The following is a 13,119-nucleotide window of genomic DNA, read 5'->3' as shown; positions in this document are numbered from 1 at the left end:
TCAGCGGCGGCCCTTCTGCATGTCGCGCCACAGGTCCCGCAGGACGAGGACGACGATCGCGCCGACGCCGCCGAGGATGGCGAGGGCGAGGCTGGCGAAGGCGAGTCCGACGCCGCCGACGCACACCGCGCACGCGATGCCGATCCACTCGCCGGTGCTGCGGCGGGTCTTGCCGTGGTCGTGCTGGCACTGGTGCGCGGGCGCCTGGGCCTGCTGCTGGGTGGCGAGCTTCGCCAGTTCCATCGCGGCCATGGCGAGCTGTACGGCGGCGGTGTCGGTCTCGGCGGCGCGGACCGCCTGCTCGGCCTTGTCGAGGGCGTCGCTCATGACGTCCACCCCCTGATGCGGCGGGTGATGCGCGGCCAGGCGATGACCCCGGCGGCGACCGCCAGGACGACCGGCTGAGAGGCGACCGCGACGGCCACGGCGACGACGACGGAGAGCAGCGAGGGGTAGGCGACGAGGAGCCCGAGGAGGGCGCCGAAGAGGAGGCGCATCATGCGTATCCACCTTCCATCGGCTTGGCCGGGGCCTCGGCCACGGTCTTCTTCGCGGCCCTCGACAGGGCGGTGCGGACGTAGGGCTCGTCGACGAGCAGGCGCCGGTGCCGGGCGATGTGCTCGGCGATCTCGCGGGGTGATGCGCCGTCGCCGAGGGTTGAGGCGGCTTCCTCGACGGCGCCCTGGAGGTTGACAGGTTCCAGCTCGCTGACCTGCTGATGCGCGGGCGCATCAGGGCGATGCACCTCGTACTCGGGGGGCTGCTGGCCGAGGACGACGGCGACCTGGACGGCGTCGACGACGACGCCGTAGGAGACGAGGAGGGCGGCCAGCTCGGGCGGGGGCGCATCAGGGTGCGCATCCGCTGCGATCCGGATGACGTCGGCGGGGTCCATCTCGGCGAACTTCTCCCGCAGTACGGCCTGTGCGGACCGGGCCGGGGCGGGATCGACTTCCTTCAGGGAGGGCTGTCCGCCGTACATGGTGGCGAGGGCCGCATCAGCTCCCTCGCGGACGCGGACGCGCTGGACGTCGACCAGGCCGGCGCCGAGTTCGGTGTCCCCGACGCCCACGTACTTCGCGAGGGACCAGTACCGGCGGACGGCGAGCTTGCGCCGGAACTTGCCGGGGTGGCCGTCGGCGACGGCCCGCTGGAAGGCGAGTTGCCGGGCGGCATCGGCGTTGCGGCGCATCACCTCGGCGTCCACGCCGGTGCGGTAGACGACGATCGAGCGGGCGATGAACCCGAGGCCTTCGGCGGCACCGGACATGGCGAGCGGGGTGACCGCGTACACGGCGGCCTCGCGGACGTCGCTGGCGATGGTGATGCCGATGCCGCTGGCGGACAGCGGGGCGAGCCACATCCCGCCGCGGACGACGGCGGGGGAGGACTGGCCGAGCATGGTCCGTCCGAGCATCACCATGGCGAGGATGAGGGTGAGGCCTTCGCCGGCGGCGACGACCCCGGCGGCGGTGGCCTGGCGGTGGAACTCGGCGACGGCGTTGCTGTAGGTGCCCCAGGCGCCGAACCCGCCGACGACAACCATCAGGCCGGCGGCCGTGCCGAGGACACCGGCCTGGCCCTTGGTGAGTTCGCGGGTGGTCACTGGTGACCTCCGGCGAGGATCGCGTCGAGCTGGTCGGCGAGGTCGCGGATCCGGTCGGCGTAGCCGTCGAGGGCGGCGGCGAAGCTGTAGACGTCGACCGGGGTGAGCGTGCGGGCGGGCGGGTCCATCGAGATGCCGGGCGTACGGCCGCCGAGACCGGGGGTGTCGATCGTGGCGCAGGGCGCCTGGACGATGCACGCGATGACGACCTCGGCGCCGTGGAAGGTCAGGGTGACGGCCGGGCCGATGTGGAGGATGTCGGAGCGGTGGGTGTCGGGCCGGTGGTCGGCGTGGCCGCGGCACCAGGCCGGGCAGGTGAGGGTGACGGGGCCGTGGTCGATGGTGGGCAGGGTGACGGTGCGGGGCTCGGTCACGCCGTTCACCCCTTCCTCGGGTAGGCGTGGCCGACGGGCGGGTAGACGGGGACGGCCCGGTCGGTGAGCAGGCCCTCCATGACGACGGCCTCGAACTCGACGGCCAGGCCGTCGGCCGGCTCCCGCTCGAACGCACGGTCAGAGGCGTCCAGCAGGCGGACGGTGCGGGCGTTGTCGTCGGCGGGGGTTTCACGGCGGCGCCTCACTGGCCCTCACCCCTCGCGCGCTCGTCGGCGAGGAAGGCGGCGACGACGGGGAAGGCGCGGTCGACGGAGGCGCGGGCGGCACGCTCGGCGGCCTCGGTCTCCTCGGCGCGGAGCCTGCTGCGGAGGAAGTCGACGTTCCAGCCGATCCCGGCGGGGTCCTCGGCGAGGGCGCCCTTGAGGGTGGCGCGGACCCAGTCGGCCCGGATCTCCATCCGGCGGGCGTGGTCGCCGATGTCGTACGGCAGGGTGACGGCTTCGAGGACGGCCTCCAGGAGCTGGCGGAGGTCGCGGGCGTCGCCCGGGTTCGTGGTCTGCTCGCTCATCGTGCGGCCACCGCCACGGCGTGCGTGCGCGCGGTGCCGCAGCGGCACGTCCAGTACCCGCAGACGGGACAGGCGTCGTCGCTGTCGTCGTCGAGGGTCTGCGCGAGCGGGGTGGGGGTGATGGTTCCGGTGACGCCAACCGGGGTGGCGCGCACGGTGAGGGTGCGGCCGGGCAGGTGTCGGATGAGGCCTGCGGCGATCAGCCGCCGGGCGGGGGCGGCAGCACGCGGGGCGGCGCACAGCGCGAGCAGCTCGGTGACGGGCGTGGGGGAACTTGCGGGCGTGTTCGAGCCCGCGACATGATCGGCCATAGCCGATGCCTCCTGGGTACATCAGGATGGTCAGCGGTCAGGGAGTCGGAGTGGCGCGCGCGCCCGTCGGTGTTCCAGCACCGTCGGAGCTGCTGCTCTGGCTCCCGCTCTGCGTTATGCCGTTGTGTACTTCTTGATCGCGTTCGCTGCGGCTGTCCAGCTGATGCCCAGCTGTTTCGCCACGGCGTAGACGCTGCCGAGTTCGTCAGCCCCTTCCTTCAGGGCTTCCGCTCGTCGTCTGCGGGCCTGCTCAGCTTGGTCGTCGAGCTGTTCCAGCAACTCGTCTTCCGCACGGAGACGGTCCCGCCATGTAGGCGTTTCCACCTCCCTGAGGTTATCACATCCCCCCTTATATGAAAGAGGGTCTGTGATAGTCATGCCGACTGCTTGGGCTGGTAGTGCCAGAGCAGCAGCAGATCTTGCTCGCTCCGGTACGGAGTCCGGCACTGTCGGCACTGCACCGGGCCGCCGGGCAGCCGGGACAGGACCGCTCCGCACACCGTGCCCTCGTCGTCCACGACCGCGATGCACGTGCCGAGCCGCTGCGGCCGGGGCGGAGGCTCGCCGACGATCGCGAGCATGCCGCCCTCCATCTCCCGCACCTCACGGGCCAGGTCGCCAGCCGCCGGGTAGTGCGCGGCGATCCACTCCAGCTCCATGCCGAGCCACCGGCAGGCCGTCATGACCCGCTGATCCATACCGCCCTCGATGGGCGGTGGACTGTGGCGGGGCCAGCGCACCCGCTGGACGTCCGTCCGCCACGACTCGACGACCAGGACTACACCGCCCTGCCTGAGGTCGATGACGTCCTCGTTCAGCGGCGAGCGAGGGCCGGCCGGTCCACCGATCTCGGTCAGGCCGGTACGGCGCGGCTCCAGGTGCTCGGCCAGCTCGGAGAACAGCGCGGGCAGCCGCTCAAGGCGCCCGGCGAGGGCGACGGCGTGCCGCTCGCACAGGTGGCCGCGCTCCAGGTGCTGTTCGCAGAGCCCGCACACAGCTGTCATGGCACATCTCCTTGGGGCGCCGGATACCGGTCGGGCCACAGCTGGTGGAGGTACGCGGCGGCATCCGGGGTGAGCCCGGGGGAGCGGGAGCCGTCCGGCCACGCCCCCGGCCGGGACCGAGGCACCAGCGGTGTCGGGGTCTTAGCTCGCTGCTTCGGCGCGGACACCACCGGCAGCCCCGAGGCCATGAGCAGCAGCGCGGTCAGGTCTCCCTGCGCACGTGCGGCGGCGACGTCCGCCTCAGTGAGCTCGCTCATGCGCGTGCCATGTCGACGAACCTGCTGTAGTGCAGCTGCGCGGCCACCGTGATCGTGGCGGTCGGCCCGTTGCGGTGCTTGCCCACGATGATGTCCGCCTCCCCGGCCCGAGGGGAGTCCTTGTCGTAGGCGTCCTCGCGGTGCAGCAGGATCACAACGTCTGCGTCCTGTTCCAGGCTCCCGGACTCCCGCAGGTCGGACACCTGCGGTTTCTTGTCGGTGCGCTGCTCGGGCCCGCGGTTCAGCTGGGCAAGGACCACGACGGGCACCTCCAGCTCCTTCGCCATGAGCTTGATCGAGCGGCTCATGTCGGACACCTCCTGCTGCCGGGTCTCCGTACGCCGGGCCGTGCCGGAGGACAGGAGCTGCAGGTAGTCGATGACGACCAGGTCGAGGCCGCCGCGCTGCTTCAGGCGTCGGCAGCGGGCCTTGATCTGGGTGATGGTCTGGTTCGGGGTGGCGTCGATCGTCAGCGGCGCGGCCTTCACGCGCGGGAGGTGCTGGGCGAAGCGCACCCAGTCGGTATCGGTCATGCTGCCGCCGCGGATGTGGTGCAGGCCGATGCGGGCCTCGGCGGAGATGATCCGGTGCTGGACCTCCCGGCGGGACATCTCCAGGCTGAAGAAGGCGCACGGTCGGCCGTCACGGATCGCGGCCTGGCGGACCATGTCCACGCCCAGCGTCGACTTCCCCAGCGCGGGCCGCCCCGCCACGATGATCATCTGTCCGGGGTGGAGGCCGTGGGTGAGGCCGTCGAGGTCGGTGTAGCCGGTGAGGACCCCCTGGGCGTGCCCGTCGCGCTGGAGCGTCTCCAGCTCGCTGATGAGGTCGGCGAAGTCGTCGCCGATCATTGCCGAGTCGGGGTCCTCGCGGACCTTCGCGGCATCGTTCAGCTCGCCCTGGGCTGCATCCATCGCCTCGGTGGCGTCGGAGCCGTCGTAGCCGAGCTGCACGATCCGGGTTCCCGCCTCGACCAGGCGGCGGCGGATCGCACAGTCCCGGACGATGCCCGCGTAGTACTCGGCGTTCGCCGCCGTCGGAACGGCCTCAACCAGGGTGTGAAGGTACGCGGCGCCGCCGACCTTCGTCAGCAGGCCCTGCTCGCGCAGGTGGTTGGCGACGGTGATCGGGTCGGCGGGCTGGCCACCGCCGTGGAGGGCGAGGATCGCTCCGTAGACCATCTCGTGCCGGGGAGCGTGGAAGTCATCGGTGCCGGCGAGGACCTCGACGACGTCCGCGATCGCGTCCTCGGACAGCATCATGCCGCCCAGCACCGACTGCTCCGCCTCCGAGTCAAACGGCATCGGCCGCGTGAACTCGTCGATGTCGCTCATGCCTGGCCCTTCGTCAGGCGCCGGTCCTCGCCCTTGATCGCGATCCGGTCGCACATCTGCGTCAGCCGGGAGGCCACCCGCGCGCCGAGCGTGTCCGCGAGGCCCTTCGGCGCCAGGTTGCTGGCGAACAGCGACGGCAGGCAGTGGTCGTATCGGTGGTTGACCAGCCGGTAGATGACCTCCTCCGCCCACTCCGAGGGCTTCGCGGCGCCCAGGTCGTCCAGGAACAGCAGCGGCGTACGGGCGATCTTCTGGAACTCGGCCTCCTGGTCGTGGCCCGGACGGGGCCGGAGCCTGGAGTACAGGTCCGCCTCCGTGACGGCCGTCCACGGCACCCATGCCCCGGCGCTTGCGACGGCCCGCAGGGCGCCGTACGCCCAGTGGGTCTTGCCGGTGCCGGTCGGGCCGAGCAGCAGGACCGACCGCGCGGTGTGCGGGTCGGCCGCCACTTCCTTCGCCCAGGCGGTGGCCGGCTCCTCGGGTGCCGCGTCCCGGAACCGCAGTGGCACGTTGCGGCCGAAGTACTCCAGGGCGCGCTGGCGACGGTCGGCGAACTGGTCGAAGAAGTGCTCCCGCAGGAACGCTGTCTCGGCGTCCGTCAGGGCCGACAGCGGCAGCTCGCCGGCGAAGTGGGCGGCGAACCGGGAGTGGGTGTCCTCGCCGAGGTGCTCGACCGCGCCGAGGGTGGGAAGCGCGTAGGCGCCAGCGGGGATGCCGAGGCCCTCATGGTCGATGGTCAGGCGGGACTTGTGGGTCTGGTCGTCGGTCATCAGAGCATGTCCTCGTCGTAGACGTCGTGGTCTTCGGGGTTGGCGTAGCCCCGGTGCGCGGTGCGGCCCGCGTCCGGCGGGGGCGGCTCGTCGTCGTAGTGGCCGCCGTTGAGCCAGGTCTTCGGGTGCTTGATGTACTGCCGCTCGACGCCGCGCTTCTGGGCGGCATAGTCGGTGGCGGCCTGGAGGATCCGGGCGGCCGGGACGCCGGCCTTGAGTGTCTTGTTCCAGGACCGGATCGCGTCCTTCTTGCCGACCCGGATGGGGTAGGCCGCCCAGAACGCATCGAACGCGTCGGGTTCCTGCGGCTCGTCCGCTCGGCTGGCTGCGGGTCGTGGCTTCGCCTGCTGGACGGCAGCAGCGGGAGCGGGTGTCGGTTCGTCGAAGAGCGTGCCGTCGGGTGAGTCAGATGCTGCGGCGACAGCCGCAGAGTCTTTTGTAGTTGTAGTTACTGAGGTGGTTTGAGTGGTAGGGCCCCCCGGGCGGGGGACCTTATGGCCCCGGGCGGGGGACCTTTCTGGGGTGTTGGTCCCCCCGTTGGGGGGGCTTTCCGGCTCTTTGGTCCCCTGCTCGGGGGAGCTTCCGCCTGTATTGGTCCCCCCGTTGGGGGAGCTTCCGGGGGCATTACTCCCCTCGCCGGGGGAGCTTTCTTGCGCCTGTAGGTCTCCCGCTGGGGGGAGCTTTAGTGCGGGGCATTCGCTCTGGGTCGGCACTCGGAACGTCGTCTGGTGTCCAGAGCAGGCGAACATGGTTCGTCCCGCTTTGTCGGTAACCGGCTTGCCGTCCGCGTCGAGGATCGGCTGACGCAGCTCGATCCCGGCCGCGGCCAGCTTGCCGAGCACCTTGCCGACCTGCTTCCAGCTGGACAGGCCGGTGCGCCGCACCACGGTCTCCATGAACTTCGGGCCGTAGGCGACCCGGGAGTCCTCGCGAGCCTGGTCGGCGATCTCCAGCGCCACCAGGCGCTCGCCGGAGGACAGCCCGTCCGGAAGCCGGTCGGCGAGCCATCGGCGCAGTTCGTACCCCATCAGCGGCCTGCCGGAGGCATGGAGGCCCGTGCGCTGTGCTGCGCGTTCGTCGGACCCGTGTCGATCAAGGCTTGCTCTTTTCGTGCGTGGCCGACGGGGGAGATGTGGCGTGCGGGGCGCCAGGCGGCTGCTGGGGCCCCGCACGCGTTCCGGTCAGCCCGGAGGGGGCCCGGCAGCCGGTCCGGCGGTCATGCGGGCGTGGTCGGCCGTGTAGAGGCGCACGTACCGGGCGACCTCGTCGTGGATGAGCGGGCCCATCACGTTCCCGGCGGGGGCGTGGACCTCGATGCGCTTCGCCGACAGGTAGAACGCTGCGGCGATGAGCCGGCCGAGCTCCAGGTTGAGGCGGACGGCATCGGCGCCGAGCCGTACGACGACGGTGTCGCAGTCGATGTTCCGCCGGGTCTGCTCGCGCAGGGCATCGGTGACTTCGCGGTGGTTGTCGTAGCGGCCGGTGAGGTCCACGGTGAGGACCAGGCGCACGGCGGCCTCGGTGGGCGTGGTGGTGCTCACGCCGCCTCCCGGGTTCTCGTGGCGGGCTGGTGGAACGCGGTGCGGATGACGGCGCGCTGCTCGTCGGTGAGGGGTGGGGCCTGGTCGACGATGGCGTCGATGCGCGCCCAGTAGGCGGCGTTCCGCTTGGGGTCGGGGTCGCGGACCGGCCGGTTGGCCCGGCGGATCTGCTCGGCTTCACTGAGGGCCGGACGGCCGCAGGCTCCCCCTGCGGCCGACACGGCGTTCTTCGGGGCGGTCATGCGGTCGCCCCCGTACGGTGCTCCCGCATCAGCTCGACCATGGCGTTGAGCTCCGCCTTCGGGTCGTCCGATGCGCGGATCCGCCGGATGACCTCGGCGTTGAACTCGTCCAGGGCGGGGCTGCCGAGCCCGACGCGGTTCATCTCGGCGTGCCCGGCTTCGAGCTGGCTGATGATGCGCTCACGGGCGGCCTCGACGCCCTCGCGGATGGTCAGCGTCGTCATTCCGTCACCTCACTTCCGGCCTGGACGGTACGGGCGAGGACCTTGGCGCGGGTCTGGACGAGGTCGGCGTACGTACAGCGGAGCGCTTCGAGCCGCTCCTCGAACACGCCAATCACCACGGCCAGGCTGTCCGGGTCGAGGCCCACGACGTACTCGTCCTCGACAACCTCGAACACGACGTGGGGGAGGCGCTCCGCCATGACCTTGGAGAACGGAGCGGCCCGCACGAAGGCCCTGAGGACGTACGCCTCCTTCGGGGCGCTGGCCCCTTCGAAGGGCAGGCTGACCTGACCGTTGTCGTCGCCGATGCAGCACACATCGTCCGCGGCCACGGGACGGCTGCAGTCGATGACCTCGTGCACCACGATGCAGCCGGGCATGCAGGTGAAGGTGAGCTTCTCCGCCGTGTCCTTGTCGGTGACCGTGAACGTGCGCGCGGCCGAGATCGGCGCGGCCTGGACGGTGTCGCCGCCGGTGCGGGGGCGCAGCGACTCGAAGACGTGCTGCGGGTCGATCGGCCGGCCCTCGCCGTCGACGGTCAGCCACAGCTCCGGTCCGCGCCATTCCAGGCCGCACACCTTGCCGTCGACGACCTCATGCATCAGCAGCTGGGGCTCCAGCGCGTTGATGGTCTCGATGCTCATCGCGCACCCCCGGCAAGGCTGGTCTGCAGGTCGTAGTGGCGGCCCAGTTCGGCCCATGCCGTGTCGAAGAGGTCGCGGTCACGCATGGTGTAGACCGCGACGTCCCGGAACACGCCGTCGATGGGCCGCCGGATCTTCTGCGGGTCCTTGCCGTAGCGGGCCCGGTAGAGGGCGGCGACGGTACGGCCGAGCTTCACGCGGGCGGAGCGAAGGCCGGCGGCCGAGGTGATCCCGGCGTCCCGCAGGTACTCGTCGCACGTGATCGTGATGTCCTGCGGGTCGATGTCCGGCTCCTCGCCGTTCATCCGCGCCAGCTCGGTGCGCGCCATCGCCTCGACGTACGAGGAGTTGACGAGACCGAACTGCTTCGCGACACCCATCGCGGACAGGCGCTCCTGCGCGAGACGGGCCCGCTCGACGCCGTCGAGCTGGGTGCGGAGCTGCTCGACCTGGTCGAGGGTGGCGGCCGGGTTGATCGCCCCGCCCAGGGTCCAGTAGTCGTTGACGGCCGTGGTCGTTTCGCGCTGGTAGGCGATGAGTGTCGGCCGCACGTCGGCGGCGACCTTGGTCTCGTTGACGGTCGCGAGCCACATGAGGAAGGTGGGCACGTCGACCGCGACCATCTGACGGGTCTTGCCGTCCTCGGCAACCGTGGCGATATCGCAACGGTTGGCCCACGACCGGTCGTTCAGCTTGCGCAACTGCGCCGGGTAGCTGAGACCGATCGCCTCGACGGCCGGGCGGAACACGATGTGCGGCTGGCCGTCGACCATGACGGTCTCGACGGAGCCAGCGGACAGGTTGATCGTGGCGGGCGCGGCGGGGACGCGCTGTTCTTCGGTGGGCGTCGCCGTTGACGCCTGTGCAACCATGTGCATAGAGCTGTTCCGTTCTCTTACTTCGCGGTAGGGATGGACGTCTCGACAGGCGCCCCGGGCTCGACCCCCGGGGCGTTGTCGTTCTCCTCTGCGGACGCTGCCGACTCGACCTCGACGGCGGCCTGGTCCTGAAGACCGAGGAAGTTCAGGAGATCGCTGCGGCGGACCTTGAGGGACCGGCCGACGCGGATCACGGGGACGGGCGTCTCGCCCCTGGCGATGAGCTCGTACCAGGCCGTGCGGCCAATGCCGCCGCAGGCAGCCGCCCCGTCCGGCCACGCGCTCGCCATGGCGGGCAATGCGAGAACCTCAGCGGCCGTGAGCGCGCGGGCAGTCATGCCGACTCCCGATCGCAGACGTACGGCTTGAGAAGCTGGGCAAGCTCGCGGAGCTCTAGCACTACGGCGAGACGGTGGAGAGCGTCGATGGAGAGCTGCTTCTCACCCCGCTCGACCTTGGACAAGTGCCCGGGGTCGATCCCGGAGCGTTGAGCCACGGTCCGCAGCGTCAACCCGCGAGCCGCGCGAACGGCACGCAGGGGCGGCGCACTGCGCACCAGTGTGGATTTGATGGGCATGGGTGGAGAGTAGTGCTGTGAGTGACTGGAAGACAACCGTTACTGCTCACTGGTGGGGATGAATCCTGTACGTATGTAGACTCCTGGTCTACGATTCGCTGCATGACTGAAGCGGAAGGGCCTCGCAGTGAGGCATCGGATCAGGAGGCAGACAGCCCCGGCGTGACGGTCCTCACGGTCAACCAGCTAGTCGCCTACAACTTGATGCGGGCGAGGCGTAGCAAGGGATGGACTCAGGCGGAGGCGTCGGTGCGAGTGATGGAGGCCGGCGGTCGGCCCTGGACGCCGGCTGCCATCAGTGCTGCGGAACGATCCTGGGAGACGGGGCGCCCGAAGGAGTTTGACGCCAACGAACTGCTCAGTTTCGCTCGGGCATTTGAACAGCCTGTTTCTTACTTCTTCCTCCCCATCCCAAGGGGTATCGATGGTGGTGAACGTTGCGTCTATTCACTGAAAAAAATTCACCCCCGCCTTGACGTGACCACCGTGACTGATGAGGTAGTGCTAGATACTGCCGTCCCGCTTCGTTATCCGCCCTCATTTGTGCAGGAGGTGAATAACCGTCTGCGGGAGCAAGGTCTTTTCTGGTCTCCGAGTGCGGAAATCGACTGGTACCGGCCCGAGGAGCAGGATGAGGGCTATGAAGCGATGCTTAAGCAGGCGGCCACGGAGGAGGCGGATGGGGATGAAGGGGAGATCGATGCTGGGGCAGCGGATCGCAGAGAGGAGGCGCTTGCCAGGTTTGCCGAGGAACTGCTCGACAGTCTGAGCTCCAGGGGCATTAAGTTTCTTCTACCTGACGGTAGCGTGATAGGGGAGCGGCCGTCCCGGAAGCGTGATGTGAGGACAGATGATCCGCCTTTCTAGGATGTGGGAGAGCAATGCCAACGTCTCGCCGCGCTGGCGGCATCAGTAAACGTTGTGAGTGCCGCGGTCCGGACGGCAAACGCCTCGGCTCGAAGTGCCTCGACCTGTCGAAGCGGTCCCACGGCAAGCCTCGCGTCTCCCAGGAACTCCCCGAGGACGCGGACGGCGGGCGCCGGCGGTTCCAGCGCACGGGCTACGCCGACGTCAAGGAAGCGCAGAAGGACCTCGACCGCATCCGCGCCATCCTCGACCTGGCGGGCGACGACGAGGACGGCCTGCGACGCGTTGGCGACCTCCTCGCCGAACTGCAGAAGACGCGCGGACCGATTCCCGAGCCGACCGAGGTGTCGAGGAAGCTTGGCGTCGGGGTCCCCCTCGACGGGAAGATGCTCGTCGGTGACTGGCTCGACCACGTCATGGCCAACAAGAAGACGCGGACCACCACGAACCACGGCTACGCATCCCACATCCGCGTGCACCTGAAGCCAGCCATCGGGCACCTGCGCCTGGACCGGCTCAGCGTCGGCCACTGCCAGGACATGTTCAACGCGATCGACGACCGCAACGACGTCATCCGTGCCGAGAACGCAGCCCGCCGCGAGCAGGTCGCCCGCAGTAGGAGGGGCAAGCCGGGCGCTCCGAAGGCGGCCGAGAAGGCCCAGCTGGCCGCCGAGCGCGAGAAGCTCGCCGAGATGCCGCCGTTCCGTCGCGTCACTGGCCCGGCCACGAAGCAGGCGATCCGCCGCACCCTCCGCATGGCCCTGAACAAGGCGATCGCCGGACAGCTCATCACCTTCAACGCGGCCGCCCACGTCGAACTCGAACCGGCCGCCCGGCCCAAGGGCCTGCTGTGGACGGACGAGCGGGTCGCGCGCTGGCGGGAGACCGGAGTGAAGCCGGGCCCGGTCATGGTGTGGACACCCGCCCAGCTCGGCGCGTTCCTGGACGAGGCCGAGGACGACCGGCTGTACGCGTTCTTCCACCTGATCGCCCACCACGGCCTGCGCCGCGGCGAGGGCGTAGGCCAGGGATGGGCCGACTTCTCGCCCGAGAGGAAGGAGATCCGGGTGTCCGCCGAGATCGTGGTGGACGGCTGGACGCCGATCGAGACGGCACCGAAGACCGACGGGTCCGTGGGCATCGTGAAGGTGGACGCCGGCACGGTCGCCGTGCTGGAGGAGCACCGGGAGCGGCAGCGCGCCGAGCGGGCCGAGTGGAACGCGCGGGCCGCCGTCGAGCGCGAGCTGGGCAAGGACACCGCGGACTGGACCGACACTGGGAAGATGTTCGTCCAGGAGGACGGCTCCTGGCTGCACCCGGACACCGTCAGCAAGACGTTCCGCCGGATCATGGATTCGGCCGGTCTGCCGCCCATCAACCTGCGCGACCTCCGTCACGGCGCGGCGGCCCTGGTGAAGGCTGGCGGGGGAGACCTGCACGACGCCAAGGTGAAGCTCCGGCACTCCACGGTCGTCCTGACCTCAGACACGTACATGGAGCTGTTCGAGGAGTACGAGGACGAGCTGACCGAGAAGGCCGCGGCGGCCGTGCCGAGGGCGAGGAAGCCGCGCGACGAGGCCCCCGCGCCGGTCGCTGTCCCGGAGCAGGGGCCCGATGCGTCGCAGCCAGCAGACGCTGATGATCCGTCCACGGTAGACGGGGCCACTGACATCGGGGTCGGGGAGGCGTAGAGTTGAGGGGAACGAACGAGGCTCCGTCACCGCAGGTGGCGGGGCCTTTCTGCTCAGCCAGTGCTCAACCGAACGCCCCGGAAGTGGCCGACAGAAGACGGCATAGGGCGGCACTTGAGACGCTGCCGGGGCTCACGCAAAGGGCCGTTGACCAGCATGTAACAGCCCGACCCGGCACGGGCTGACATTCGCCGGAATGGTCCGGTCTAATGATGCCCCAGACTTTTAATCCATTGGTTGTGGGTTCGAGTCCCACAGGGCCTACGGTTC

General features: G+C 70.0%; 22 protein-coding genes. 2 read left to right on the top strand and 20 right to left on the bottom strand.

All coding sequences use genetic code 11. The annotated features are described in order from the left end of the window. From GWK25_RS40880 to GWK25_RS40785, 20 genes are all read right to left on the bottom strand, one after another. A complete protein-coding gene (locus tag GWK25_RS40880) occupies positions 1 to 327 on the bottom strand; it encodes a hypothetical protein (RefSeq protein ID WP_215456651.1) in 327 nt (108 codons plus the stop codon). Continuing rightward, complete coding sequence (locus GWK25_RS40875; protein ID WP_215456650.1) at positions 324 to 500, bottom strand: hypothetical protein; 177 nt, start codon at positions 498 to 500, stop codon at positions 324 to 326. The genes GWK25_RS40880 and GWK25_RS40875 overlap by 4 nt, the downstream gene beginning before the upstream one ends. Then, a complete protein-coding gene (locus GWK25_RS40870; RefSeq protein WP_215456649.1) occupies positions 497 to 1,606 on the bottom strand; it encodes a conjugal transfer protein in 1,110 nt (369 codons plus the stop codon). Before GWK25_RS40870 ends, GWK25_RS40875 begins: the two co-directional genes overlap by 4 nt. After that, positions 1,603 to 1,980, bottom strand: a complete 378-nt coding sequence (locus GWK25_RS40865; RefSeq protein ID WP_215456648.1) for a hypothetical protein — start codon at positions 1,978 to 1,980, stop codon at positions 1,603 to 1,605. Before GWK25_RS40865 ends, GWK25_RS40870 begins: the two co-directional genes overlap by 4 nt. A 5-nt stretch (positions 1,981 to 1,985) precedes the next feature. Beyond that, positions 1,986 to 2,186: a hypothetical protein gene (locus tag GWK25_RS40860; RefSeq protein WP_215456647.1), complete on the bottom strand. Its 201-nt coding sequence runs from the start codon at positions 2,184 to 2,186 to the stop codon at positions 1,986 to 1,988. Further along, the gene (locus tag GWK25_RS40855; protein WP_215456646.1) at positions 2,183 to 2,509 is read right to left on the bottom strand and encodes a hypothetical protein; all 327 of its coding nucleotides are present in this window, start codon (positions 2,507 to 2,509) and stop codon (positions 2,183 to 2,185) included. The genes GWK25_RS40860 and GWK25_RS40855 overlap by 4 nt, the downstream gene beginning before the upstream one ends. Beyond that, a complete protein-coding gene (locus tag GWK25_RS40850; RefSeq protein ID WP_215456645.1) occupies positions 2,506 to 2,820 on the bottom strand; it encodes a hypothetical protein in 315 nt (104 codons plus the stop codon). Before GWK25_RS40850 ends, GWK25_RS40855 begins: the two co-directional genes overlap by 4 nt. A 114-nt stretch (positions 2,821 to 2,934) precedes the next feature. Beyond that, entirely contained in the window at positions 2,935 to 3,144 is a 210-nt protein-coding gene (locus tag GWK25_RS40845; protein ID WP_308404451.1) for a hypothetical protein, read from the bottom strand. A 50-nt stretch (positions 3,145 to 3,194) separates the two neighbouring features. After that, positions 3,195 to 3,824 carry a hypothetical protein gene (locus tag GWK25_RS40840; protein WP_215456642.1) on the bottom strand — a complete coding sequence of 210 codons (630 nt, stop codon included), beginning with the start codon at positions 3,822 to 3,824 and terminating at the stop codon, positions 3,195 to 3,197. Further along, entirely contained in the window at positions 3,821 to 4,081 is a 261-nt protein-coding gene (locus GWK25_RS40835) for a hypothetical protein (RefSeq protein WP_215456641.1), read from the bottom strand. The genes GWK25_RS40840 and GWK25_RS40835 overlap by 4 nt, the downstream gene beginning before the upstream one ends. After that, positions 4,078 to 5,415 (bottom strand): replicative DNA helicase, encoded by a 1,338-nt coding sequence (gene dnaB / locus GWK25_RS40830; RefSeq protein WP_215456639.1) that lies wholly within the window; start codon positions 5,413 to 5,415, stop codon positions 4,078 to 4,080. Before dnaB ends, GWK25_RS40835 begins: the two co-directional genes overlap by 4 nt. Next, positions 5,412 to 6,185, bottom strand: coding sequence for an ATP-binding protein (locus GWK25_RS40825; RefSeq protein ID WP_215456638.1), 774 nt, complete (start codon positions 6,183 to 6,185; stop codon positions 5,412 to 5,414). The genes dnaB and GWK25_RS40825 overlap by 4 nt, the downstream gene beginning before the upstream one ends. Next, positions 6,185 to 7,213, bottom strand: coding sequence for a hypothetical protein (locus GWK25_RS40820; protein WP_215456636.1), 1,029 nt, complete (start codon positions 7,211 to 7,213; stop codon positions 6,185 to 6,187). Before GWK25_RS40820 ends, GWK25_RS40825 begins: the two co-directional genes overlap by 1 nt. A gap of 153 nt (positions 7,214 to 7,366) precedes the next feature. Beyond that, the gene (locus tag GWK25_RS40815) at positions 7,367 to 7,726 is read right to left on the bottom strand and encodes a hypothetical protein (protein WP_215456629.1); all 360 of its coding nucleotides are present in this window, start codon (positions 7,724 to 7,726) and stop codon (positions 7,367 to 7,369) included. After that, entirely contained in the window at positions 7,723 to 7,968 is a 246-nt protein-coding gene (locus tag GWK25_RS40810) for a hypothetical protein (RefSeq protein WP_215457985.1), read from the bottom strand. Before GWK25_RS40810 ends, GWK25_RS40815 begins: the two co-directional genes overlap by 4 nt. Then, the gene (locus GWK25_RS40805) at positions 7,965 to 8,192 is read right to left on the bottom strand and encodes a hypothetical protein (protein WP_215456627.1); all 228 of its coding nucleotides are present in this window, start codon (positions 8,190 to 8,192) and stop codon (positions 7,965 to 7,967) included. Before GWK25_RS40805 ends, GWK25_RS40810 begins: the two co-directional genes overlap by 4 nt. After that, positions 8,189 to 8,836, bottom strand: a complete 648-nt coding sequence (locus GWK25_RS40800; protein WP_215456625.1) for a hypothetical protein — start codon at positions 8,834 to 8,836, stop codon at positions 8,189 to 8,191. Before GWK25_RS40800 ends, GWK25_RS40805 begins: the two co-directional genes overlap by 4 nt. Beyond that, entirely contained in the window at positions 8,833 to 9,714 is an 882-nt protein-coding gene (locus GWK25_RS40795; RefSeq protein WP_215456624.1) for a phage antirepressor N-terminal domain-containing protein, read from the bottom strand. The genes GWK25_RS40800 and GWK25_RS40795 overlap by 4 nt, the downstream gene beginning before the upstream one ends. 17 nt (positions 9,715 to 9,731) lie before the next feature. After that, positions 9,732 to 10,052: a helix-turn-helix domain-containing protein gene (locus GWK25_RS40790; RefSeq protein WP_215456623.1), complete on the bottom strand. Its 321-nt coding sequence runs from the start codon at positions 10,050 to 10,052 to the stop codon at positions 9,732 to 9,734. Continuing rightward, on the bottom strand, positions 10,049 to 10,291 hold the full coding sequence (locus GWK25_RS40785) for a helix-turn-helix domain-containing protein (RefSeq protein ID WP_215456622.1): 243 nt from the start codon (positions 10,289 to 10,291) through the stop codon (positions 10,049 to 10,051). The genes GWK25_RS40790 and GWK25_RS40785 overlap by 4 nt, the downstream gene beginning before the upstream one ends. Positions 10,292 to 10,393: 102 nt before the next feature. Here GWK25_RS40785 and GWK25_RS40780 point away from each other — a divergent pair, with 102 nt between their 5' ends. Both GWK25_RS40780 and GWK25_RS40775 read left to right on the top strand, forming a co-directional pair. Beyond that, a complete protein-coding gene (locus GWK25_RS40780) occupies positions 10,394 to 11,158 on the top strand; it encodes a helix-turn-helix transcriptional regulator (protein WP_215456621.1) in 765 nt (254 codons plus the stop codon). A gap of 14 nt (positions 11,159 to 11,172) precedes the next feature. Beyond that, positions 11,173 to 12,849 carry a site-specific integrase gene (locus tag GWK25_RS40775; RefSeq protein ID WP_215456620.1) on the top strand — a complete coding sequence of 559 codons (1,677 nt, stop codon included), beginning with the start codon at positions 11,173 to 11,175 and terminating at the stop codon, positions 12,847 to 12,849. Positions 12,850 to 13,119 lie beyond the last annotated feature (270 nt).

The organism is Streptomyces sp. ATCC 21386 (genome assembly GCF_018728545.1).
Taxonomy (GTDB): Bacteria; Actinomycetota; Actinomycetes; order Streptomycetales; family Streptomycetaceae; genus Streptomyces.
Note: the sequence above shows the minus strand (reverse complement) of the source record. Positions and strands in the feature narration are given on the sequence as shown.

Excerpts from the sequence above, each read along its gene's own strand:
- GWK25_RS40800 (WP_215456625.1), bottom strand. The coding sequence starts at position 8,836 with ATGAGCATCGAGACCATCAACGCGCTGGAGCCCCAGCTGCTGATGCAT.
- GWK25_RS40835 (WP_215456641.1), bottom strand. The coding sequence starts at position 4,081 with ATGAGCGAGCTCACTGAGGCGGACGTCGCCGCCGCACGTGCGCAGGGA.
- GWK25_RS40840 (WP_215456642.1), bottom strand. The coding sequence starts at position 3,824 with ATGACAGCTGTGTGCGGGCTCTGCGAACAGCACCTGGAGCGCGGCCAC.
- GWK25_RS40810 (WP_215457985.1), bottom strand. The coding sequence starts at position 7,968 with ATGACCGCCCCGAAGAACGCCGTGTCGGCCGCAGGGGGAGCCTGCGGC.
- GWK25_RS40775 (WP_215456620.1), top strand. The coding sequence starts at position 11,173 with ATGCCAACGTCTCGCCGCGCTGGCGGCATCAGTAAACGTTGTGAGTGC.
- GWK25_RS40855 (WP_215456646.1), bottom strand. The coding sequence starts at position 2,509 with ATGAGCGAGCAGACCACGAACCCGGGCGACGCCCGCGACCTCCGCCAG.
- GWK25_RS40880 (WP_215456651.1), bottom strand. The coding sequence starts at position 327 with ATGAGCGACGCCCTCGACAAGGCCGAGCAGGCGGTCCGCGCCGCCGAG.
- dnaB (WP_215456639.1), bottom strand. The coding sequence starts at position 5,415 with ATGAGCGACATCGACGAGTTCACGCGGCCGATGCCGTTTGACTCGGAG.
- GWK25_RS40780 (WP_215456621.1), top strand. The coding sequence starts at position 10,394 with ATGACTGAAGCGGAAGGGCCTCGCAGTGAGGCATCGGATCAGGAGGCA.
- GWK25_RS40785 (WP_215456622.1), bottom strand. The coding sequence starts at position 10,291 with ATGCCCATCAAATCCACACTGGTGCGCAGTGCGCCGCCCCTGCGTGCC.
- GWK25_RS40820 (WP_215456636.1), bottom strand. The coding sequence starts at position 7,213 with ATGGGGTACGAACTGCGCCGATGGCTCGCCGACCGGCTTCCGGACGGG.
- GWK25_RS40825 (WP_215456638.1), bottom strand. The coding sequence starts at position 6,185 with ATGACCGACGACCAGACCCACAAGTCCCGCCTGACCATCGACCATGAG.
- GWK25_RS40790 (WP_215456623.1), bottom strand. The coding sequence starts at position 10,052 with ATGACTGCCCGCGCGCTCACGGCCGCTGAGGTTCTCGCATTGCCCGCC.
- GWK25_RS40850 (WP_215456645.1), bottom strand. The coding sequence starts at position 2,820 with ATGGCCGATCATGTCGCGGGCTCGAACACGCCCGCAAGTTCCCCCACG.
- GWK25_RS40805 (WP_215456627.1), bottom strand. The coding sequence starts at position 8,192 with ATGACGACGCTGACCATCCGCGAGGGCGTCGAGGCCGCCCGTGAGCGC.
- GWK25_RS40795 (WP_215456624.1), bottom strand. The coding sequence starts at position 9,714 with ATGCACATGGTTGCACAGGCGTCAACGGCGACGCCCACCGAAGAACAG.
- GWK25_RS40875 (WP_215456650.1), bottom strand. The coding sequence starts at position 500 with ATGATGCGCCTCCTCTTCGGCGCCCTCCTCGGGCTCCTCGTCGCCTAC.